Source organism: Microbispora sp. ZYX-F-249, from assembly GCF_039649665.1.
Classification (GTDB): Bacteria; Actinomycetota; Actinomycetes; order Streptosporangiales; family Streptosporangiaceae; genus Microbispora; species Microbispora maris.
Genome location: NZ_JBDJAW010000069.1, coordinates 1 through 22,765, shown reverse-complemented (window position 1 = coordinate 22,765; position 22,765 = coordinate 1). Strand labels below are relative to the sequence as shown.

Annotated in this window: 16 protein-coding genes; 5 read left to right on the top strand and 11 right to left on the bottom strand. The window is 70.8% G+C overall.

Annotated elements, in window-relative coordinates:
- Together AAH991_RS38325 and AAH991_RS38320 are read right to left on the bottom strand one after the other, a co-directional pair.
- A partial coding sequence (locus AAH991_RS38325; RefSeq protein WP_346230865.1) for a family 43 glycosylhydrolase occupies nucleotides 1-2,157 on the bottom strand: 2,157 nt, incomplete at its 3' end.
- A gap of 152 nt (nucleotides 2,158-2,309) precedes the next feature.
- The gene (locus AAH991_RS38320; RefSeq protein ID WP_346230864.1) at nucleotides 2,310-5,258 is read right to left on the bottom strand and encodes a family 43 glycosylhydrolase; all 2,949 of its coding nucleotides are present in this window, start codon (nucleotides 5,256-5,258) and stop codon (nucleotides 2,310-2,312) included.
- Between the two features lie 624 nt (nucleotides 5,259-5,882).
- Between AAH991_RS38320 and AAH991_RS38315 the strand changes: the two genes are divergently transcribed.
- On the top strand, nucleotides 5,883-6,689 hold the full coding sequence (locus AAH991_RS38315) for an SAM-dependent methyltransferase (RefSeq protein ID WP_346230863.1): 807 nt from the start codon (nucleotides 5,883-5,885) through the stop codon (nucleotides 6,687-6,689).
- An 83-nt stretch (nucleotides 6,690-6,772) separates the two neighbouring features.
- Here the strand turns inward: AAH991_RS38315 and AAH991_RS38310 are convergent, their stop codons facing one another.
- The 3 genes from AAH991_RS38310 to AAH991_RS38300 all read right to left on the bottom strand — a co-directional run bounded on the left by AAH991_RS38310 (nucleotide 6,773) and on the right by AAH991_RS38300 (nucleotide 8,676).
- Nucleotides 6,773-7,195 (bottom strand): hypothetical protein, encoded by a 423-nt coding sequence (locus tag AAH991_RS38310; protein WP_346230862.1) that lies wholly within the window; start codon nucleotides 7,193-7,195, stop codon nucleotides 6,773-6,775.
- 93 nt (nucleotides 7,196-7,288) lie between these two features.
- Nucleotides 7,289-8,254, bottom strand: coding sequence for an Acg family FMN-binding oxidoreductase (locus AAH991_RS38305; protein ID WP_346230861.1), 966 nt, complete (start codon nucleotides 8,252-8,254; stop codon nucleotides 7,289-7,291).
- 104 nt (nucleotides 8,255-8,358) lie between these two features.
- Nucleotides 8,359-8,676 (bottom strand): HPF/RaiA family ribosome-associated protein, encoded by a 318-nt coding sequence (locus AAH991_RS38300; RefSeq protein ID WP_346230860.1) that lies wholly within the window; start codon nucleotides 8,674-8,676, stop codon nucleotides 8,359-8,361.
- A 248-nt stretch (nucleotides 8,677-8,924) separates the two neighbouring features.
- On the opposite strand from AAH991_RS38300, the gene adhE reads away from it, so the two are divergent.
- Complete coding sequence (gene adhE, locus AAH991_RS38295; RefSeq protein WP_346230859.1) at nucleotides 8,925-11,573, top strand: bifunctional acetaldehyde-CoA/alcohol dehydrogenase; 2,649 nt, start codon at nucleotides 8,925-8,927, stop codon at nucleotides 11,571-11,573.
- 46 nt (nucleotides 11,574-11,619) lie between these two features.
- Here the strand turns inward: adhE and AAH991_RS38290 are convergent, their stop codons facing one another.
- The 6 genes from AAH991_RS38290 to AAH991_RS38265 form a co-directional block, all read right to left on the bottom strand.
- Nucleotides 11,620-12,906, bottom strand: coding sequence for a M16 family metallopeptidase (locus AAH991_RS38290; RefSeq protein ID WP_346230858.1), 1,287 nt, complete (start codon nucleotides 12,904-12,906; stop codon nucleotides 11,620-11,622).
- Complete coding sequence (locus tag AAH991_RS38285; RefSeq protein ID WP_346230857.1) at nucleotides 12,903-14,123, bottom strand: MFS transporter; 1,221 nt, start codon at nucleotides 14,121-14,123, stop codon at nucleotides 12,903-12,905. The genes AAH991_RS38290 and AAH991_RS38285 overlap by 4 nt, the downstream gene beginning before the upstream one ends.
- Complete coding sequence (locus AAH991_RS38280) at nucleotides 14,120-14,818, bottom strand: CYTH domain-containing protein (RefSeq protein WP_346230856.1); 699 nt, start codon at nucleotides 14,816-14,818, stop codon at nucleotides 14,120-14,122. Before AAH991_RS38280 ends, AAH991_RS38285 begins: the two co-directional genes overlap by 4 nt.
- Nucleotides 14,808-15,542, bottom strand: coding sequence for a hypothetical protein (locus AAH991_RS38275; RefSeq protein ID WP_346230855.1), 735 nt, complete (start codon nucleotides 15,540-15,542; stop codon nucleotides 14,808-14,810). Before AAH991_RS38275 ends, AAH991_RS38280 begins: the two co-directional genes overlap by 11 nt.
- Before the next feature lie 85 nt (nucleotides 15,543-15,627).
- A complete protein-coding gene (locus AAH991_RS38270) occupies nucleotides 15,628-15,759 on the bottom strand; it encodes a hypothetical protein (protein WP_346230854.1) in 132 nt (43 codons plus the stop codon).
- Between the two features lie 171 nt (nucleotides 15,760-15,930).
- Nucleotides 15,931-18,588, bottom strand: a complete 2,658-nt coding sequence (locus AAH991_RS38265) for a bifunctional acetate--CoA ligase family protein/GNAT family N-acetyltransferase (protein WP_346230853.1) — start codon at nucleotides 18,586-18,588, stop codon at nucleotides 15,931-15,933.
- A 219-nt stretch (nucleotides 18,589-18,807) separates the two neighbouring features.
- Here AAH991_RS38265 and AAH991_RS38260 point away from each other — a divergent pair, with 219 nt between their 5' ends.
- From AAH991_RS38260 to AAH991_RS38250, 3 genes are all read left to right on the top strand, one after another.
- Nucleotides 18,808-19,014, top strand: a complete 207-nt coding sequence (locus tag AAH991_RS38260) for a DUF1918 domain-containing protein (RefSeq protein WP_346230852.1) — start codon at nucleotides 18,808-18,810, stop codon at nucleotides 19,012-19,014.
- Nucleotides 19,015-19,109: 95 nt separating this feature from the next.
- A complete protein-coding gene (locus AAH991_RS38255; protein WP_346230851.1) occupies nucleotides 19,110-21,848 on the top strand; it encodes a cation-translocating P-type ATPase in 2,739 nt (912 codons plus the stop codon).
- A gap of 90 nt (nucleotides 21,849-21,938) precedes the next feature.
- Nucleotides 21,939-22,580 carry a response regulator transcription factor gene (locus AAH991_RS38250; RefSeq protein ID WP_169989169.1) on the top strand — a complete coding sequence of 214 codons (642 nt, stop codon included), beginning with the start codon at nucleotides 21,939-21,941 and terminating at the stop codon, nucleotides 22,578-22,580.
- Nucleotides 22,581-22,765: the final 185 nt, after the last annotated feature.

Below are 22,765 nucleotides of genomic sequence, written 5' to 3'. Positions count from 1 at the left end.
GGCGAGGTACACCGAGCTGCCGATGCAGCGCGGCGCGGCCGTCACGGTCAGCGTGACCTTCTGCTCCTGGGCGGTGGCGAAGGACCAGGAGTCGACCTCGAAGAGGTCCGCGCCCTCGGGCCCGGCGTAGGTGAAGTACACGTCGTGCACGCCCTTGACGCCGTCGAGCGCGGCGGTCAGCTTCGTCCACTCGCCGAGCGGCGCGTCGACGGGGATGGTCGCGACCACGGGCGCGTCACGGGCGTCCAGGCGAATCTCGATCCTGCCGCCGGCGGCGAGCGGGCGCACCTTCGCGGTGACGCCGGCGGCGCCACCCTGGCCGAAGTCGACCTTCGCGAGCGAGGTCCAGTCGCCGTTGTCGATGTCGTGCACCACGAGGTTCGGAGCCTGCGCGCCGAACTCCTCGGAGGCGCCGTCGACCTTCTTCGTCGCGATGCCCTGCTGCCAGGCGATCGTCTCGGCCTCGATCACGCGGTACGGGTCGAGGTCGCGGATCTGCTCGACGCCCTTGTAGTCGCCCCGCACCTCCTTGATCGTGCCGTCCGGGTTGAAGTCGAGCCTGGCGAGGTGCGGGCTGCGGAAGCCCTGGGTGGCGCCGCCCGTGATACGGCTGTTGAGCGTCTGGGCGTGGTAGGTGAAGTAGTACTGGTCACCGAGCTTGAACACCGACTGGTGGTTGTTGCCGCCGGCGCCGAAGTAGGTGCCCGGGTTGCGGAAGATGATGCCCTTGTACGTCTCGGGCGTCCAGGGGCCCATCGGGCTGTCGGCCATGAGGTAGGCGATCGCTCCGGTGGGCGGGCCGTTCGGGTCGATCGGGCCGCCGAACCCGAAGTTCGACGAGTACGAGTAGTAGTACTTGCCTTCGCGCTTGAACACGTGGCCGGCCTCGAACACGAGCGGCGCGTCGATGACCTCCGCCGAGCCCTTCGTGCTGATCATGTCGTCGCCGAGCCTGATCACGCGGGTGGACTTCGGGTGGTTGGTGTTCTCGGCGCTGCGCGACCCGTCGTCGCCGCCACCGCCGAAGTAAAGGTAGGCCTGACCGTCGTCGTCGATGAACACGCCCGGGTCGAACAGCCAGTTGATGCCGTTGGACGCGCCCGGCGTCGCGCTCGTGATGAGCAGGTTGCCGCGCTCGTCGTGCCACGGGCCGACCGGCGAGTCGCCGACGATGACGCCCGAGCCGCCGCCGTTGTTGGCGAAGTAGAGGAAGAACTTCTCCTTGCCGTCGACGACCTTGCTCTCCATGGCGGGCGCCCACGAGTTGTTCGCGTAGCGGGCGATCCCGTTCGGGCCCGCGACGGGGATCTCACCGTGGTCGACCCAGTTCACGAGGTCGTCGGACGAGATGACCGTGATCGTGTTGATGCCGGCATAGGTGTTGGTGGAGGAGACCCCGGTGGGACCCGGCTTGTACTCCTGCGTGTCGTTGGTCATGTAGATGTACACGCGGCCGTCGTGGACGAAGGCGTTGCCGTCCGCGCCGAACTTGTGCGAGATGAGCGGGTTGCCCTCGCCGGGGTTCTTGCCGAGCGCCTCGATGGTCGTCGACGGCACGAACTCGGAGACGGACACGTCGTCGACCTTGAAGTCCATCAGGTGAGTGTTCGGGTCACTCGCCGGATTCGACGTCCAGGGCGTCTCGATGAAGAGCCTGGCGGTCGCGACACTCTGGCTCGCGGGGATCGTGAACGTGCCCTGGATGAGCCCCCACTGCCCGCGCGCCACGGTCACCGTGCCGACGTTCGTGTACGTCGAGCCGCCGTAGTGCATGGTGGCGAAGAACTGCTTGGTCGCCGGGCTGTTCGGGTTCTCGTACTTGACCCGCGCCGTGATCGCGTACGTCTTGCCGGCCTGCACCTTGCCGGACAGGTCCTGCATCGGGCCGGAGCCGGTCGTCTTCCTCGCGGTGACGAGCACGGCGCTCGATCCGGCGTAGGCGTCCGTCGTGGCCGACAGCGTGGCGCCGTCGGTCGCGTTTCCGTTGTTGACGAACCAGCTGGTGAGGCCGTCCTCGAACCCGCCGTTCACGATGATGTTCGGGCCGGCGGCCTGGACCGGCCCCGCCGTCGCGGCGACCGCCGCGGCCAGCAGGGCGCCGGCCATGGCAGCGGCGGCGACCCGGCGCCGGGCCGCCCTTCGAACGCGCTTCAACACCTAATATCCTCCTTGACCTCGGATTTTTCCTTGGCACGGACGCCCGCCCTGACGATCCGTACGACGTCTCAGGGGGGCCGGCCGCCTGGCCGGCCCCGGTTGTTCAGATGGCGGTGTCCTCGTCGTGGGGACCGTGGTCACCGCCGATGCGGTCAGCGGCAGCCGGCCGCGGGGTAGGCGGCGTCGTAGGTCGAGGTGACCTGCTTGCCGCCGATCGTCGCGGTGCCGGTCACGGTGACCTGGCCGGCGTCGATCCGGGCGGTGCGGGTGTTGAAGGACTGGTAGGCCTGCTTGCCCGGGGCCACGTCGGCCACGGTCTTGGTGCCGTACGGAGTGGTCAGCTCGATCGTCGCCGGCACCTCACCGTTGTTCACGGCAGTCACGGCGACGTACGCCGAGGCGCCGACGCAGCGGGACGAGGCCGTCACGGTCAGCGCGACCTGCGGGGAGGCGAGCTTGAGCGTGCCGAGCCGGGCGAGCTGGTAGCTGAGCGCCCGCTCGGGGGCGTCGATCTGGTTCTGGCTGCCGAACCGTCCGGCCCGGGCCGCGGTGGCCTCGGCGAGCGCGGCCCGCATCGCCGTCCATGCCTCGGCCGGGTAGTCCCGCTCGTCGAGCGTTCCCGCGTACGCGATGGCCGCGTCGAGCGCGCCCGTGTCGAGCGGCTTGTTCTGCGCGGTCAGCGTGTCGCTCAGCTTGTAGTAGTCGAAGTCGACGTGGCCGCCCTTCTCCTTCGTCGCGTAGTCGAACAGGCCGACGCGGTGCCCCATGAAGTGCGAGAGGCTGCCGTCCAGCGTCTGCGGGCCGACGCGGTCGCCCAGCTTGGTCCACTGCAGCCCGTCCAGGCTGTAGTAGAACGTCGTCCACAGCTGCCCGCTCGGCGAGGCGAAGTCGAGGTCCGCCTTCACGTAGACCTGGGTCGCGTCTCCCAGCGGCACCGTCGTGCCCGGCAGGAAGCTCTCGACCGCCGCCTGGTCGATGTCGACCGCGAACGGCTGTCCCCGGTTGACGACGCCGAGCGTGTTCTGCCCGTCGACGCGCTTGACCGCGACGTAGGAGAACCCGCGGTTGTAGGCGGCCAGGCCTGCGACGTCGCCGTTCTTCATGGCGGAGATGTCCATCTTGGTCTCGACGGACTGCCGCGGCCCGAACGTACGCTGCGACAGCGTGTTGCGCGCCTCCTCGAACCAGGTCAGCTCGTCCCGGCCGGACAGCTTGCCGTAGACGTACTTGCCGGTGACCACCTTGCCGGTCGTCAGCCGCAGCCATCCGTCCCGGTCGGTGAGCGACCAGTAGCGGTTGTCCGGGGCGTGGTTCCACTCCCACACCGGGTCGAGGCGGGACCCGTTGGGGGCGATCTCCGCCTCGGCCGGGCTCTCGGTCGTCACCGGCTGCCCGACGACCGAGACGTCGTCGATCAGGTACTCCACGCTCGACGACGCCGGCTGCGGGTTGGCCCACGGCGTCTCCACCGCGAATTTGAAGTTGTCCACGTTCGCCGTCGCCGGGATCGTGTACTGGCCGGTGACCGTCGTCCACTGCCCGGCGGGAACGTTCCCCGACGCCATCGTCTGGACGCCCGCGCCCCAGTCGGCCACGAGGTTGAACCGGATGCTGCTCGGGCCGGAGGTGTACTTGATCTTCGCCGACACGGTGTAGGTCACACCGCGCTGCACCTTCCCGTTCAGGCTCTGGTTCGGTCCGGAGCCGTTGAGCGTGCGGTTGCTCACCCTCAGCGCCGCCGAGCCCGCGGCCGGATCGGTCGTGTCGCGGCTGATCGTCGCGCCGTACTGCGTGCCCCACGGCGCGACCTCGGCGGACTCGAACCCGGAGTTCTGCAGCAGCTCGACGCCGATGAGCGAGTCGTCGTAGGTGGGCGGCTGCGGGATCGTCCACCGCTCGTCCATGTACGGCCTGTGCGGGGCGTCGTTGGCGAAGTCGTCGGAGGCGACGATGCTCTTCTGCTGCTCGAACGTCTCCTCCGCCGGGCTCAGCGTGATCGGCTTGGGGAACGCGCCGCCCACCGGCACGACCCCGTTGGTGCCGAAGGTCGGCCAGCCGTCCTGCCACGTGGCGGGGGTGAGCGCCGGAGTGCGCCCGATCGGGAAGTTGTCGCGGAAGAACATGCCGTACCAGTCGGTGCCGCCGTTCTCGCGCGAGATCGGCACGAGGCTGCCCTGGGCGAAGCCGTTGGAGTTGAGCACCCCGCGCGCCTCGTAGGTGTTCGTGCCGTCCGCCGAGGTGTAGCGCCCGAGCAGGTCCTTGGACCGGAACATGACGACCTGGCGGCCCTGCCCCGACGGCCAGGTGATGATGACCACGTAGTAGTAGCCGTTGATGTGGAAGACCTGGGCGCCCTCGAACAGGCCGCCGATGAACGGCTTGCCGGCGTAGTCGCCCGCCGTGAAGATGTTCGGAAAGTCCCTGTCGATGCCCGACATGTCGGACTTGAGGCGCACGGCGCTCGTGCCGCCCGAGCCGTAGAAGATGTACGCCGTGCCGTCGTCGTCGAAGAACAGCGAGGGGTCGTGCAGGCCGCGGCCGAGTGGCGTGCGCTTCCACGTGCCGTTCTCGACGTCGTCGGTGCTGTAGAGGTAGGCGCCGCCGAGGTTGTTGGTGTTGAAGACGGCGTAGAACTTGCCGTCGTGGTAGCGCAGGGACGACGCCCACTGGCCCTGGCCGTAGGAGTTCTGCCCGTTGCGCAGCGAGAACGCGTCTCCGATGTCCGCCCGGTCGAACACATAGTTGACGATCTGCCAGTTGACGAGGTCGTACGACTTCATGATCGGCGCGCCGGGGCTCAGGTGCATCGTCGTGCTGATCATGTAGTAGACGTCCCGGTGCTCCTTGTTCTCGGCGGCAGGGACGCGTTCCACGCTGATGTCGGGCACGTCGGCGTTGGTGATCGGCACGGTGTAGGTGCCGTCGCCCTTGTCGGTCGAGGTGTACGACGGCTTCGGCGACCACGTCGTGGCGGCGTTCGCCGCACCGCCGGCGGGAACGAGGACGGCGCTGAGCAGCACGCCGACGGTCGCGAGCGGGACTGTCCTCGACCGCCGGGGGATCGCCGGAGCGATCGCCGCATATCGGCGCTTTCTGGGCACGAAGGCTCCTCTGATGGGCGTTGTCAGGCAACGCCTGACGAGAGTGGGCGTGAATTCCGGGGGAACGGTCGGCGGTGGCGAGTGGGCGGACCGCCGGTCCGCGAGGAGGACGTGTCCCGCATGCGGCCGGCGTGACGGGCCTGCGGAGGAAGGGCCCGCAGCCTGTGGGCGCGGTGCGGCACGTCCTATCGATGGCGCTGCGCGAGGCTCATCTCTGGAGCGCGCACAACGCGGCCATGAGGCGGGGGTTCATGAGGAAGGCGCGGTTGGTGCGGGTGAGCCGTTGCGGAACGTTCCCGCCGGGGGGTGGAGGGTGAGCTGCGCACAGGGGGACCGCTCTCATGAGTGGGGGGCTCCTCATGGTGTTAGCGCTAACATTTTTTGTGGGTCTACATCGGTGTTGTGTCGTGACCGTAGGCGGGACGATCGGCACTGTCAAGACTGGGAGACGTCCCTTGAGACCGGTAACGTTCTGTCCGTAAATCCGGAAACTTGCCGCGTGGCACGTCGGCGGGGTGGGAGCCCCTTTATCCCGGTTTGTGGTGTTCGATGACAATCTGGTGACGCACCCTCCCGATCGTGATCAAGGCCGTACCATCCTTGATGTGCGACGAGGGGAGAGTTGTGGACGAGCGTAAGGCGCCGGCGGGGGTCGACCCCTTCACGCCCAGTGTCGCCCGGATGTACGACTACTACCTGGGCGGCAAGGACAACTTCGCGGCGGACCGCGAGGCCGCGGAGAAGATCATCGAGATCCTGCCCAACCTTCCCGACATCGCCCGGGAGAACCGCGAGTTCCTGATCCGGGCCGTCACCTATTTGTCCCGGCAGGGCATCCGGCAGTTCCTCGACGTCGGCGCGGGACTGCCGACGCAGCGCAACGTCCACCAGGTCGCCCAGGAACTCGCCCCGGATTCCAAGGTCGTCTACGTCGACAACGACCCCATCGTCCTCGTCCACGCGCGCGCCATCCTCGCCGAGAACGATCGGGTGCTCGCCGTCGAGGCGGACATGCGCGATCCCGACGCGTTGCTGCGGCATCCGGAGATCCGCGAGCACATCGACTTCTCCCAGCCGCTCGCCGTCCTCCTGCTCGGCGTCCTGCACTTCGTCCCGGACGACGACGAGGCCAAGAAGATCGTCACAACGCTCCGGGACCCGCTCGTGCCGGGCGGCTACCTGGTCGTGTCGCACGGCTCCCTCGGCGAGCTGAGCGAGGACCAGGAGGAGGAGGGCCGCAAGGTCTTCAGCCGGACCTCCGTCCCCGGCACCACCTCCCGGTCGCACGACCAGATTCTCGCGTTCTTCGACGGCCTCGACCTGGTCGAGCCCGGCGTGGTGCCGCTGCACGAGTGGCGGCCCGACACCGACTACCCCTGCGTACGGGAGGGGAAGGCCGGCGCGCTCGGCGGCGTGGCCCTCGTCCGCTGACGCACGCCGGGTGTCATGCCCGGCGTGCGGTGAAACGTGCGGCAGGCCCGGGGCTACCGGGGCTTACCGGGGCTTACCGGGGCTCAGCCGCGGTAGCGGAGGACGGGAACGACGTCGTCGTAGGCCGTGTCGTCACCCGAGCGCCACGCCTTGGTCGCCGCCGCCAGGCTCGCCCTGTCGGCGGTGCGGATGCCGCGCAGCAGCCGGCGGTACCCCCTCCGGTCCCGGCACAGGCCGCAGCAGCAGCACCGGACGCCGGTCCAGCGGAACTCCCAGAAGCAGCGCGTACGAGAAGTGGCGAGATCCTCCGCGAGCGTGGCGGGCAGGTCACAGCCGGGCTCGGCCCCGTGGTCGTGACAGGCCTGACGGGCCAGGGCGCCGTGCCAGAGCCGGACGGTGAACGGCTTGGTCTTGTCGGTGCGGGACATGCGGTGCAACGCCTCCGTGTGCCGGTCGGCGCGCCACACCCGGGAACGGGTACGGCTGACGCCGTTGAACGGTGGCATCACGTGGTCGCCGCATGGACCGGTCCCTTTCGTCGCTCTCGTCGTACAGGATGCCGCAGCCGGCGCCGCTCCGCGAGCCCCCGCCGGGCGCGGTCAGGCGGCGGCGGTCTCCTTCAGCTCCACAGCGGCGCGGCGGGGCGCGCGGGGCACCGCGGGGCCGTATCCCAGCCGCAGGATCATCTGGATGTGCCCGCGCCGGTGGTGGGGATCGCTGCGCCGGCGCATGTCGCGGAGGTCGAGCGGCTGGTTGAGGAACGACGCCGACACTCCGTGGAGGGTGGCGGTCAGCAGCACGCGTTGCAGAGCCTGGCCGGCGCGCAGCCAGTCGACGGGACCGTCGCCCGCGGTGGTGAGCACCGCCAGCTGCGGGCGGGACTCGAAGTGGACCGGCCCACGCCCCCTGTGCGTGCCGAAGTCCCGGACCGGTGCGGGGTCGTCGACGCAGCCTGGCCCCTGCACGGAGGAGGGAAGGCCGTCGCGGAGCCTTCCGCTCGCCGTCCACGCCCGAAGCTCGGCCAGGTAGTCGTCGTTCTCGGACAGCTCGTCGTCGGCGATGGCCACGTGCTCCAGCAGTTCGGCCGAGGCGCACCGGCCGAGCACGACCAGGCCGGCCCCCTCACGGGAGGCCGCTTGGCGCAGGTCGGCGAGCACGTGCTCGGGGATCCGCCGATCGGCGAACGGCTCCCGGTTGGTCCGGCGCAGGCCGATGCACTCGTAGAGCTCGCGGGTCCGCGAGGGGGCCGGCCCGTACGGCGACACGCGCAGGGCGGCCAGGAGCCGGGGTTCCTCCCCGGTGTTCGGCAGCAGCCAGATCACCGGCCGGTGACCGGCGGTCCGTACGGCGAGCCGGAGGCCGAACAGGGCGGCGCCGCAGCTGACGTGCAGTGATCGCCCGCGCGGGTCGCTGACCCGCAGCCGCCGGTCGGGGTCGGCGAGCAACTCGGCGAACTCTCCCCGGACCGCTTTGAGCCGCCAGGGCTGGGTGTTGAGCACCGAGGGCGCCTGTCCGGCGGCGGCGAGCAGCCGCTGGAAAGCGGGTTCTGTAGCGAGGGGAGACATCACGGCGCACCTTCCTCATGGAGGTCTTCTGTGGGGGCTCGCTGTCGTACCGAGCGCACCGGGCCCGGCGTCGCCGCGCGGGCGCGCCGGGCCCTCGGCCTGGTCTAACGGGTTCGCTTCCGGAGCCGTGCCAGCTCGGTCCGGAGCCTGTCCTGGACCTCGGCGATGGCCCCGTCCAGGGTCGCCGCGTCGGCGTGCGCGTGCAGCGGGCGGCCGTTGACGTCGATCACGGCCCGCGCGGTGCAACGGTCCCGGGGAGCCGGCCCGGGCGAGTAGGCCAGCGTGACCCGGGCCGCGAGGATCGGCCTGTCCGTGAAGCGCGCCAGCGCCGCGACGCGCTCGCGCGCCTCGGTGACCGCCTCGGCGGGGACCCTTCCGATCGTCGCCACCACCACAGCTTCGGACTCGAATGTCGTGTTCACGGTGTCAGTCTTCGGGCCGTGCGGGTCCGGCGACAGGGCCTTTCGGGGCCGTGCCGGTGAGGACTTCCGTCGCCGGATCGGGGGACCGATCACCCTTGCCGGGCGCACCGCCGGGGTCCACGCGGCGGGGAAACCGATGACCTTGGTCCTCGGGGACGGGGTCCTTGTGCGGCGGCCCGGGCGCGTCGTCCCCAGAAGGATGAAGGTGACACGACAAGCCGGCCGACCGATCCCACGAGGTGATCCAGATGTCCGACTCCCCGACCGGAGCCGCCCTGCCCGCCCCCCTGGCCGACCAGGTGCACACCGCGATCGACACGCTGGTGACCGGCGCGCTGAAGGCGCTGACGGAGTACGAGTCCTTCACCCAGGAGCAGGTCGACCACATCGTCAAGAAGGCGTCCGTCGCCGCGCTGGACCGGCACGCCGCGCTCGCCCGTCTGGCCGTCGAGGAGACCGGCCGCGGCCTGTTCGAGGACAAGGCGGTCAAGAACATCTTCGCCTGCGAGCACGTGACCCACAGCATGGCCGGGCTCAGGACGGTCGGCGTCGTCTCCCGCGACGAGATCAACGGCATCGTCGAGATCGCCGATCCCGTCGGAGTGGTCTGCGGCGTCACGCCCGTCACCAACCCCACCTCGACCACGATCTTCAAGGCGCTGCTGGCGCTGAAGACCCGCAACCCCATCGTGTTCGCCTTCCACCCGGCGGCGCAGCGCTGCAGCGCCGAGGCGGCCAGGATCGTCCGGGACGCCGCCGTCGCGGCCGGCGCCCCCGAGCACTGCGTCCAGTGGGTGGAGGAACCCTCCCTGGAGGCGACCGGCGCGCTGATGCGGCACGAAGGAGTGTCGGTCATCCTCGCCACCGGCGGGAACGCCATGGTCAGGGCCGCGTACTCGGCGGGCAAGCCGGCGCTGGGCGTGGGTGCGGGCAACGTTCCCGCCTACATCGAGCGGACGGCCAAGCTGCGCCGGGCGGTGCACGACGTCGTGCTGTCCAAGACGTTCGACAACGGCATGATCTGCGCCTCGGAACAGGCCGTCATCCTCGACGAGGAGATCTACGACGCGGCGCTGGCCGAGTTCGCCCGGCTGCACGCGTACGTCGCGACGCCGGAGGAGAAGGCGAAGCTGGAGGAGTTCGTGTTCGGGGTGACGGCGCACGGCGCCTCCTGCGCCGAGGCGAGGCTCAACCCCGGCGTCGTCGGGCGGACCCCGCACTGGATCGCCGGGCAGGCCGGGTTCGCCGTGCCGCCGGACACCTCCCTGATCCTCGTGCCGGTGGACGAGGTCGGTCCGAACGAGCCGCTGACCAGGGAGAAGCTGTGCCCGGTGCTCGCGGTGCTGCGGGCCGGCAGCCGAGAGGAGGGCCTGACCCTCGCCGAGCGCATGGTCGAGTTCGACGGCCTCGGGCACAGCGCCGTCATCCACACCGAGGACGCCGGCCTCGCCGAGAAGTACGGCGTCAGGGTCAAGGCGGTGCGGGTGATCTGGAACGCCCCCGCCTCCCAGGGCGGCATCGGCGACATGTACAACGCGTTCCTGCCCTCGCTGACCCTGGGCTGCGGCAGCTACGGGCACAACTCGGTGTCGAACAACGTCTCCGCGGTCAACCTGATCAACATCAAGCGGATCGGGCGGCGCACCAACAACCTGCAGTGGTTCAAGGTCCCGGCGAAGATCTACTTCGAGCCGAACGCCATCCGCTACCTGGCGGACATGCCGGACGTGCACCGCGTCACGATCGTGGCCGACGCGGTGATGACCCGGCTGGGGTACGTGGACCGCGTCACCGACGTGCTGCGGCGGCGCGGCGAGCGGGTGGCCCTGCAGATCATCGACGACGTGGAGCCCGAGCCGAGCGTGGCGACCGTCGACAAGGGCGCCGACCTCATGCGCGCCTTCCGGCCCGACACCATCGTCGCCCTCGGCGGCGGCTCGGTGATGGACGCGGCCAAGGTCATGTGGCTGCGCTACGAGCACCCCGAGGTCGTCTTCGCGGACATGAAGGAGAAGTTCTTCGACATCCGCAAGCGGGCCTTCCGGTTCCCCGCGCTGGGCGAGCTCGCCCGCCTCGTGTGCGTGCCGACCACCTCGGGCACGGGCGCGGAGGTCACGCCGTTCGCCGTGATCACCGACACCGCGACGGGCAAGAAGTATCCGCTGGCCGACTACGCGCTCACCCCGAGCGTCGCGATCGTGGACCCGGTCCTCGCCGCCGATCTGCCCAGGGTGGTCACCGCCGACAGCGGCTTCGACGCCCTCACCCACGCCATCGAGTCGTACGTCTCGGTGTACGCCAACGACTTCACCGACGGCCCGGCCCTGCACGCCATCAGGATCATCTTCCGGTATCTGGAGCGCGCGGTCACCCGCGGCGCCGCCGACCCGGAGGCCAGGGAGAAGATGCACAACGCCGGCACGATCGCCGGCATGGCCTTCGGCAACGCCTTCCTCGGGATCGTGCACGCCATGTCCCACACGCTCGGCGCCACCTTCCACGTGGCCCACGGGCGCACGAACGCGATCCTGCTGCCGCACGTGATCCGCTACAACGGCACCGTCCCGTCGAAGCTGTCGGGCTGGCCCAAGTATGAGGACTACCGCGCCCCGGAGCGGTTCCAGGAGATCGCCCAGACGCTGGGCCTGCCCGCGGCCACGCCGGCCGAGGGGGTCGAGTCGCTCGCGGCGGCCATCGAGCGCCTGCGCGACGCGGTCGGGATCGAGCGCTCCTTCCGGGACGTGGGGGTCGACGAGCGGGCGTTCCTGGACGCGCTCCCGCAGCAGGCGCTCAACGCGTACGAGGACCAGTGCGCGCCGGCCAACCCCCGGATGCCGATGCTGGAGGACATGCAGGCGCTGATGCGGGCCGCCTACTACGGGCGGTCACCGGAGTAGGCGCCCCTGCCTCCGTCGGGACGGGGGTGGCTCGGAAGCCGGGCGGTCAGAGGGCCGACAGTTCCGCCAGGGCGTCGTCGGCCCGGTCCAGGGGACCCGCGCAGCAGAGGACGGGGGGAGCGCTCAGGCATGCCCTGAGTGCCTCCATCACCGCGTCGGCCGACACGGCGCGGGTGCGCGCGACGACCTCTTCCGGGGCCTCCCAGCGGCCGTCCGTGCAGGCGCGGCGCAGGAGGAACAGCAGCGCGCCGCGTGGATCGCCGAGGCCCAGTTCCAGCCGGCCCCGCGCGTACGAGATCGCCCTGTCGAGTTCCCGGGCGGTGATGCCCTTGTGCAGGATGTCGGTCAGCTGCTCCACCGTGACGGCGACCGCCTCCGCGAGACGTTCCGGCCGCACTCCCGCCCGCAGGTTGAAACTGCCCCGGTCGCGGTAGGCGGCATGGTCGGCGCCCACGTAGTAGGACAGCCCCCGCTCCTCCCGGAGCGCGCAGAAGAGGCGGGAGAGCATGCCGCCGCCCAGGATCGTGTGCAGCAGCCCGACCGCGTACCTGTTGTCGTCGGTCGCCGCCCAGCCCGGAAAGCTGAGCACGTAATGGACGTGCGGGGCGTCCATGGGCAGGATCGCCGCGGCCGGGGCGGTCGCGCCGGCCCGTGCCGGCCCGGTGGGCTCCCGCGCGGCCGCCGTTCCCGCCGTTCCGGCGGCGGGGACCGCACGCAGCAGTCGCCGCGCCTGGCGCACCAATGCGGGGGTGACGTCGCCCGCGAGACCGAGTACGGTGCCGGGCCCGGTGAAGTGCCGGGCCATGTGCGCGACGACCGAGGCCGCGTCGACGGCCTCCACTGCCTGGACGGTGCCGCCGACGGGGTTCGCCAGGCCGGTGCCGGCGAACATCGCCTGGTGCATCAGGTCGTCGGCGCGGAGCCTGCCGTCGTTCTCGTTGAGGCGGAGCTCCTCGATGACCACTTTCTTCTCGCGCGCGACCGTCTCCTCGCTCACCAGAGACCCGGTGTACATGTCCACCAGGACGTCGAGGGCCGTGGAGGCGGCGGCGGACCCGCCGCGCACGTAGAACGCGAGCCACTCCCGTCCGGTGAAGGCGTTGAACTCCGCGCCCACCCGGTCCAGCTCGACGGCCACGTCGCGGAACGTGGGGCGCCTGGCGGTGCCCTTGAACGCGAGGTGTTCGAGCAGGTGGGCGATGCCCTCCCGGCCCGCGGGATCGTCGCGGGAGCCGGTGCGCACGCCGAGGAACGCCGAGAAGCTCAGCGCGCCGGGCAGGGTCGCGACCACGAGGGTCGCGCCGTTCTCCTCACGAAACTCTTCGATCTTCACAGGGCTTCCTCGAGAGTGGCGGCCACCCGTCCCGTACGCGAGGCGGAACGGTAGTAGAACAGCGCGACCAGGCAGGCGGCGGCGCCCGCTGTCAGGTACACGGCCTGGAAGCCGGTAACGGCGGCCACTCCGATCGTCCAGAGGTAGCAGCCGAGCTGCGCCAGGCTCGACAGGCCGCGGCGGAGCCCGAGCGTCACCGCGAGGCGCTCGGCGTCCTCACGCTGCTGCACCGCGGTCGTGACGCCTCCGATGAGCAGGTTCCCCGACGCCCCCACCATGGCGGTGCCCACGGCGGCGACGGCGATGACGGTGTGGAGCCCGGTCACGACCAGGGCGGGACCGGCGAGAGACAGGACTCCGGCGACGACGATGACCAGTCGGGGGGCCGGTCCCAGTTTGCGCAGCGCGAGACCACCGCAGACGGATCCCGCTCCCGAGCCCAGCAGCAGGAGACCGAAGGAGACGCCTCCCTCGCGCGGGCCCGCCTCGATGATCGCCCCGTAGAACAGCGCCTGGGAAGCTCCGAAGCAGAGGAACAGCAGGGACTCCGCGCACACGAACTCCGCCGCGCCTCCGGACCGGAACTCCCGCCAGTGCCTGACAACAGTGCGCAGCGGGTGCTCCGCCGCCGTTCTGCCGTCCGCCGGAGGAGGCGTGGCGGGCTGGGACAGGGCCCAGTAGCTCAGCAGCAGGGAGACCAGGAACGAGACCGCGTTCAGCAGGATGAGGTAGCGCCAGTCGACGAGGGCGCCGAGGACGCCGGCCAGGGGAGGGGCCACCATCGCGATCGCGGACAGGCAGGTCTGCATCGCCCCGTTCACCGCCGCGAGCCGTCCCTGCTCGACCAGTCGCGGGACAAGCGCCTGGAGCGCGAGCTGGTTCGCCTGCATGGCCAGGGCCGTCACCGCGGTCAGGGGATAGACCGCGGCGACGAGGGAGGCGTCCCGTACCGTGGCGGCGAGCGCCGCGGTCGCCAGGAAGGCGATCGCGTCGCCCAGCAGGAGGACGCGGAACGGAGTGCGGGTCCGGACCAGGGCGCCCACGACAGGCGACACCAGGGCGCGGATCAGGCAGTCGGTGACGAATCCGCCGAGTGCCAACCGGGTGGAGCCGGTGAGCTGATAGAGCCACAGCGGAAGCACGGCACTCTGCAGGCTGCTCCCCGTCCAGCTGACGACCTGCGCCCCCCAGAACGGGTACGGCCGGTATGCGGTCATGAGGCTTTCTGCTCCTGTAGGAGGCGGAAGTGGTCGTACTTTGAGGGCACCGCCGCTGTGACTTCCAGCCGGTCCTCGTTCTCGGCGGTCATCTCGTCGGTCGCGGCGAGGATGTCGAGCCGGGACAGTGGCCAGGAATAGGTGGAGATTTCCAGAAAGGTGGCGGTGAGCGTGCCGCCCGAGCCGGTGAAGATGCACTCGTCCAGGCTCACGCTGAGGTACTCCTGATCCTCCTCGTGCTGGTAGACGTACCGCGTTCTCTCCTGGAGCAGGTGCGCGACCGGCAGGATCTCGACCGGGCCGGGAACGTGCCGTAGGGCGGCGGCCGCCGGTTGCAGGCCCCGCAGCGGGGCGAGCCCGCCGACCGCCAGTCCGGCCAGGGCGGCGGTGAGCGGCACGGTCACCGAGAAGCTGTGTCGTACGCGGTCGGTGAAGGACAGCCACTCCTTCATACGCAGCTTCACCCCGAAAGCGGGATTCGACGGATACCCGTAGACGCTCAGTTTGACGCCGCGGCGTTCCATGTCCCTGTCCGGCGAGTCGTAGTAGACGGACAGCGTGGTGTCCTCGCCCACCCGGCGCAGCCTTCCTCCGCAGTGCCGCAGGGGCCTCGTGCCGTCGGCGCTGACGAGCAGAGGCAGTTCGTGTTCGAACGTGAACATGCCGGCCCGCCACCAGGTGGAGTCACCCGCCATGGCTGCCGTCCTCGGGAGCTGGACCCATGGTGAGATGCAGGATCCGGTCCGCGTCCAGGCCGAAGGTCTCCCGGCAGGCGTCCAGCATCCTCAGCGCGCTCACGGGCGGGGGGCGGTAATGGCCGGACCTGGTGTTGAAGACGGCGGCGGCCACACCGCCACCATCGCCGAACAGGCACAGCTCGCCCGCCGACACGACCGGCGCTCCGCCGGGGGACAACTGCGGATGGCGTACGCCGTTGCGGTGCGCGCGGGGCTCGGGGAAGAAAAGGTCCCGGATCGGGACGGGGACCGCATGGACCAGGATGTCGTTCCCCGGCGTGAGAACGTACAGGTAGTGCTCCTCGAACCGGATGTCCCCGTGTGACTCGTGGGTCAGCCGCACCACCGTCGGCGCGAGAGCGCGCGGCAGACGGACGGTCTCCGTCTCCTGGAAGAGCAGCAGGGGGCGCAGAGGGTCGAGGATCTTCACATGCGACGCCGCATCCGGGCGGTGGCCGGCCCACAGCTGCCTCTGGCACAGGTCTCTTTGGGACCATGCCTTCTCCCACGCCTGCTCGCTGCCCGTCGCGGCCGCGTGACCGACGAGTTCGATGAAATATGTGTAGGACAGTGCCGCGAATGCCTGGGACCGAATTGTGTATTTACGCAGTAGGACGTCACGCGCTTGCTCGTATTTCTTCTGCAGGAGGTCCAGTTCCGGGTCGGCGCTCTCGTTTCGCATGGAAATCCAGAGGTCTCGTTCGCCTGTGGTGCCGTGCGGTGGAGCCGGGGCCGAGACCCCGGCTCCACCATTTCGATCGGCTCGGTCAGCCGCAGGACTCGTAGCTGGCGAGCGCCTCGAGGGCGGTGCGTCCCGGCTCGGTGGCCTCCAGCTGGCTGATGGCGCCCAGCAGGTCGCTGAACCTGTCGACGGCTGACATCTCCATCTCAACGCGCATGATGGTTCCTCTCCTTCCGGCGTGAATCGCGAGGGGAAACGCCCGCGATCTATCTGAAAGAAAGGCTAGAGGGTCCGTCTACATTTGTTCTAAATCGTTGAATGCTGCCTTGTCTAGAAGACGGCCGCCACCGCCGGTCGGCGAGTTTCCGAACGACACTCGTGGCCCCCGTCAGCGGAGACGGCGCCGGAAAGGGGAGGGGAGAGGCGGGGCGGGGGCGAGTCGTACGCGCGCGTCCACGGCCACCGTGCCGTCCGACGTCACGATGACGGGGTTGAGGTCGAGTTCGGCGATGCCGGGCTGGTCGTCCATGAGGCGGCCGACGCGGACGATCTGATCCTCCAGTGCGCGGACGTCGGCTGCCGGGCGGCCGCGATACCCGTGCAGGAGCGGTGCGCAGCGCAGCTCGCCGAGCATCCGCCCGGCCTCGGCGCGGTCGATCGGCGGAACGCGGAAGGCGCGGTCGGCGAGCAACTCGGTCGTGACCCCGCCGAGCCCTACCATGATCAGTGGTCCGAGCGTCTCATGCGCGACGCCTCCGATGATCATCTCGATGCCCTCGGCAGCCATCGCCTGGACGATCGCTCCCCGCATGGCGGGGCCGAGGCGGGCGGCCATCTCCCGGTAGGCCTGCCGGACCTGCTCGGGGGTCCGCAGACCGAGCCGGACGCCGCCCACGTCGGATTTGTGGACGAGCCGGGGGCCGGTCGCCTTGAGCACGGCGGGCAGGCCGGTGAGGGCGGTGGCCTCGGCGGCTGTCTCAGGGTCGCCGACGGCGACGGATCCGGCGACGCGGACGCCGTAGGCCGACAGCAGGCGAGCCGCCGTGTGCTCGTCCAGCCAGCGTCCCTGGGGATGAGCGGCCAGGTCCGCGGCGACGATCCGCCGGACCGCGGTGAGGTCGATGCCCGGGACGTCCTCGGCAGGGGCCGCCGGCCGGGCCCGCCAGGCGGCATGGCCGACGGCCCTGGCGAGAGCGTGCACGGCCTGCTCCGGGAAGGCGTAAGCGGGCACCCGGCCGTCGATCAGGCCGTCATGCCCGGCCAGGCAGGCGAGCACGGGCTTCGCCGCGCCCGTGGTGGCGGCCGCGATCGCTTCCCGGGTCTCCTCAAGCCCCGAACCGAACGGCGGGGTGTAGACGATCAGAACGGCATCGGTGCCCGGGTCGGCCAGGACGGTCGCGATCGCGAAGGCGAAGTCGGCGGCGTCGGCCTCGGCGGTGAGATCGACGGGATTGCCGACCGACGCGGCCGGGCGTAGCCGGGCACGCAGCGCCTCCGCGGTGGCGTGGGACAGGTCGGGTACGACCAGGCCGAGCCGCTCGCAGGCGTCCGCGGTCATCGCCTGCGGACCGCCGGAGTTGCCGACGATCGCCACCCGGGGGCCGCCCGGCAGTGGCTGGGAGGCCAGCAGGCGGGCGGTGTCGAGCAGATCCTGGACGCTGTCCTCCCTGATCGCGCCACAGGCGCGCAGCAGGGCGTCGACGGCGATGTCGGGGGTCGCGGCGGCGGCGGTGTGCGAGCGGACGGCCCGGCTGCCCGAGGCGCTGCGTCCGCTCTTCACGACGATGATCGGTTTGCGAGCGCTGATCCTGCGGGCGATCCGCGCGAACCTGCGCGGGTTGCCGAACGATTCGAGATACAGGGCGATGACGCGTGTAGCGGCGTCGTCTTCCCAGTATTCGAGCAGGTCGTTGCCGCTGACGTCCGCTTTGTTGCCGACGGAGGCAAAGGAGGAGACGCCGAGGCCGAGCCGTCCGGCCCGCTCGATGACGGCGGCGGCGACCGCGCCCGACTGTGACATCAGTCCCAGCGGACCCGCCGGTGGGCGTCCGGGCAGGAAGCCGGCATGCAGGCGGGCCGCGGTGTTCACGACGCCGAGGCAGTTGGGCCCGATCAACCGCATGCCGGCCTCGCGGCAGATGTGCAGCAGTTCCCGTTCGGCCTCGCGGCCTCCTGCCTCGGCGAAGCCGGCGGTGAGGACGACCAGGGCGCGCACCCGGTGACGGGCGCACTCGCGGGCGACACCGAGCACGCTGGGGGCCGGGACGGCGATCACCGCCAGCTCGGCCGGCCCGGGCAGCGAGGCGAGGCCGGGGTAGGCGGGCAGGCCGCATACCTCGGTCGCCCGGGGATTGACCGGGTAGATCGGCCCGGGGAAACCTCCCTCGGACAGGTTGCGCAGCACCCGATGCCCCACGCGAGCCGGATCGCGACTGGCCCCGACGACGGCCACCGAGCGAGGGGTGAACACGTGGGCGAGGGAGTTGCGCTCCGCCTCGTGCGCCCGAGCCTCGATCTCGGTCACCAGGCTCTCGGTGGGTCGCGTGGCGATGCGCACCTCGACCTGCCCCTCTGCGTACCGCTGCCGCACGGGCAGGCCCAGATCGTTCAGGACGCGCAGCATCGCCCGGTTCTCGGGCAGGACGGTGGCGAGCAGATCCTCGATGCCGCTGTCCGCCGCATCCAGCGCGAGATGTTCGAGCAAGAGCGTGCCGAGCCCGAGGCCGTGCACCGGGTCGTCGAGCAGGATCCCCACCTCGGCCTCCGGCCTGCCGGGGCCGGGGATGTACTCGGCGACGCCGACCATGAGGCCGCCGAGCAGAGCGACCAGGGCGTGCCCGGGGTAGCCGGGGCCGCTGATCCGGTCCATGTAGGCATGGGCCGAGGCGGTGCCGCCGGTGAAGAACCTCAGGTACGCCGAGCGCGGGGAGGACCTGGTGATCAGCGCGTGCAGCGCGTCCCGGTCCGCCGGTCGCAGGGGGCGGATGTGCGCCACACCCCCATCGCGGAGGAGGACGTCACATGCCTCGGCAACGATTCCAGCCATGAGTCCAGCCTCATTCCCCCGCCCGGCACGCGCCAAGGGGCGTCCTTCCTGTTCGCCGGGGACCCTGGTCCCTGCCCCGAAGCGACGAGCACAAGCGGTACGGAGGTCCCCCGTCCGCGGGACCTCCTGCCCTGTGCGTGAAGCGCGAGACCGGCAAGCGTTGACAGCGCGGACGGTGACGTTCCATGGGAAGGCCGATCAGATGAGGGGAGACCGTCCATGAAAGCGTCGGTAGGAGATCGGCTGGTCATCGAGAGCCTTCACCTCGACGGGCCTCGCCGGGTCGGGATCATCACAGCGCTCTACCACGGCGACGGATCGCCGCCGTACTTCGTGCGGTGGCTGGACGAGGAGCACGAGACCCTCATCTTCCCCGGCACGGACGCCCATGTGGAGCATCGCGCCGAACACGGGGCACAGGTCTGATCACAGCGAACCGCGGCCCGGGGCCGGACGTCCGGTGATCGCGGTGGTGGTCGGCGGACGAGGCCGAGCCAGGTCGATTCTGTGGATGGTCGCCGATGACGGAAACCGAAGGCCGGCCGTCGGATCCGCGCGAACCCGTCGCACGGCTGTTCCGCGACCTGCGGACGCGGCCCGCGGGGTTGTCCTCCAGGGAGGCCGCACGCCGCCTTGTCGTGTACGGGCCGAACCAGCTGGTGCGGAAGTCGCGGGGCGGCCGGGCCAAAGAGCTCGGCCGCCAGTTCACCCATCCCCTGGCGTTGCTGCTGTGGGCGGCGGCGGGTCTGGCGATGGTGGCGCACACGGCTCCGCTCGCCATCGCGATCGTCGGGGTGATCGTCCTGAACGCACTCCTCGCCTTCGCCCAGGAGCAGCAGGCCGAGCACGCCGTGGAGACGTTGGCCCGCTACCTGCCGGCCAGGGCCAAGGTCGTCAGGGACGGCAGGCTCCAGGTGATCGACGCCGGTGAACTCGTGCCGGGCGACGTGCTGGTCGTCGAGGAGGGAGACCGGGTGTCGGCCGATGCCCGGATGCTGGACGGCGCGGCCGAGATCGACCTGTCGACGCTGACCGGCGAGTCGTTGACCGCATACCGTTCCGCCGCCTTCGACGACCGCGCCGGTCCGCTGCTCCAGGCGCGTGACCTGTTGTTCAGCGGCACGACATGCACCGGTGGGCAGGCCCGGGCGCTGGTGTTCGCCACCGGAATGCACACGGAGCTGGGCAGGATAGCCGCGCTCTCCCAGCGTGTCGGCAGGGACGAGTCGCCACTCGAACTGCAGGTCAAGCGGGTCGCCTGGTTGATCGCGATCGTCGCGGTCACGGCGGGCGCCGTCGTCCTGCCCGTCGCCGCCCTGGTGGCACGCCTCCCGTTGGCCGACGCGTTCAACTTCGCCGTCGGCCTGCTGGTCGCGAACGTCCCCGAAGGCCTGCTGCCCACCATCACTCTCGCCCTGGCGGTCGGAGTGCGGGCGCTGACCCGCGGCGGCGCGGTCGTCAAGCGGCTGAGCGCCGTGGAGACTCTCGGCTCCACCACGGTGATCTGTACGGACAAGACCGGCACGCTCACGCTCAACCGGATGTGCGTGACCGACATCTGGACCAGCGCCGGCCCGATCCGGAACGCCGGCGGAGATCGGCCCGGCCCCGCGTCCTCACCGCCGCTGCGAGCGCTGGCGGGAGCGGCTGCCCGCTGCAACAACGCCGCTCTCGAACCGGCCGAGACGGGGGACCCGACAGAGATCGCCCTTCTCCGGATGAGCGTCTCACTCGGGGACAGCGGCCACGACGGCGAGCGGCGGCGGCAGTTCCACTTCGATCCCTCCCTGCGGATGATGTCGACGGTCGACATGGTCGACGGGACGCCGTGGGTGCATGCCAAGGGCGCCCCGGAGGAGGTCCTCGAGCGCACCACGATGATCATGACCTCGGACGGCGCGACGCGGCCGATCGGGGAGCGGGATCGTGAGGAGATCGCCGAGGTGGTCGACGGCTACGCGTCCCGGGGGCTGCGCCTGCTCGCGGTGGCCCGGCGTCCCCTTGACCCGGGCGTGCCGTTGCCTGCCCGGCGTGAGCAGGCCGAAGCCGAGCTGGTCTTCCTCGGTGTCGTCGCCATGCTCGACCCGCCCCGGCCCGAGGTGCCCGGCGCCGTCGCTCGCTGCCACACGGCGGGGATCCGGCTCATCGTGGTCACGGGCGACCACGGGCTCACCGCGGCGGTGATCGCCAAGCAGGTGGGCATCGCCCGCGACCGCACCCAGGTGGTGACGGGCTCCGAGCTGGACGCGATGACCGACGACGAGCTGGACGCCCTGCTCCGCAAGGGCAACGAACTGATCTTCTCGCGCAGTTCGCCGGAGGCCAAGCTGCGCATCGCCGACGCGCTGCGGGCCGAGGGCCATGTCGTGGCGATGACGGGCGACGGGGTCAACGACGCCCCTGCCCTGCGCAGCGCCGACATCGGCGTCGCGATGGGGGTCTCGGGGACCGACGTCGCGCGCGAGGCGGCCACCATGGTGCTGACCGACGACAACTTCGCCACGATCGTCGACGCCGTGCAGGCGGGCCGGCGGGTCTACGACAACGTACGCAAGTTCATCTGCTACATCTTCGCCCACGCCACACCCGAGGTGATCCCGTTCCTCGTGTTCGCGTTGTCCGGGGGCAGGGTCCCGCTCCCGCTCACGGTGCTCCAGCTCCTCGCGATCGATCTGGGCACCGAGACGCTGCCCGCGCTCGCCTTGGGCCGCGAGCCCGCGGAACCCGGCCTGATGGAGCGCCCGCCCCGGCGCCGATCCGAGGGGGTGATCCAGGGCGTCATGCTGGCCCGTGCCTGGGGCCTGCTCGGCGGAGTGTCGGCGGTTCTGGTGCTGGGAGCCTTCTTCGGCACGCTCCTGCTGGGCGGCTGGCATCCGGGCGCGGCCACGGGACCCGGCTCGGCGCTGCACCACACCTGGCAGCAGGCGACCACCATGACCTTCCTGGGCATCGTGGTCTGCCAGATCGGCACCGCCTTCGCCGCACGCACCCACTCGGCGTCCCTGCGGGCCATCGGCGTGACCAGCAACCGGCTGCTCCTGTGGGGGATCGCGTTCGAGGTCGCCTTCGCCGCCGTGGTCGTCCTCGTGCCGCGGTTCCGTGCGGTTTTCGGCACGGCGCCGCCTGACCCGGTTCAGCTCGTGCTCCTCCTGCCCTTCCCCCTCGTGGTGTGGGGCGCCGACGAGGTATGGCGATGGACACGCCGCCGCCCGCGCACGCGGTCACGAGCCGGCCCCCGGGCGACGGCGCGGGCAGCGTGAGCACGGTGGTCCCTGCCCGGGGGACAGGCGGGCTCATCGCAGTGTCCCGCCCCGGTGCGTACGCCGATCGGAGGGCTTAGCGTAGGGGGCATGATTCGGGTGTTCCTGGTGGACGACCATGAGGTCGTACGGCGTGGTGTGGCGGCGTTGCTGGACGCCGAGGACGACATCGAGGTGGTGGGCGAGGCGGGGACGGCCGAGTCGGCCGTGGCCCGCATTCCCGCACTGAAGCCGGATGTGGCGGTGCTCGACGTGCGCCTGCCCGACGGCGACGGGGTGGACGTCTGCCGTGAGGTCCGATCGAAGGTGCCGGGCCTGGCCTGCCTGATGCTGACCTCCTACGCCGACGACGAGGCGTTGTTCAACGCGGTCATGGCCGGCGCGGCCGGATACGTGCTCAAGCAGATCCACGGCTCGGACCTGGTCGGGGCGGTGCGCACGGTGGCCGGAGGGCAGTCGCTGCTGGACCCGCAGACCACCGCCGCCATGCTGCACCGGCTGCGCGACCAGGCCACGAAGAAGGACCCGCTGGCCGCGCTGTCGGACCAGGAGCGGCAGATCCTGGAGCTGATCGGGGAGGGCCTGACCAACCGTCAGATCGGCGAGCGGATGTTCCTGGCGGAGAAGACGGTCAAGAACTACGTGTCCAACCTGCTGAGCAAGCTCGACATGCAGCGCCGCACCCAGGCCGCCGCGCTCGCCGCCCGGCTCAAGGCCGGTCGCCAGGACTGACCGGCGAGCACCGCGGGCGGCACGCGGGCGGACGTCGTCGCGGACATGCCGGTGCCCACCCCCAGGGGGCTGGGGGTGGGCACCGGAGTCGGTGGGGGTTACTTGAGGATCGGGAGGCGGCGGACCAGGGCGGTGTTGGTCCAGGTCGTGCCGAGTCCGAGGGTGGTGCCGGCGCGGGCGAGGGT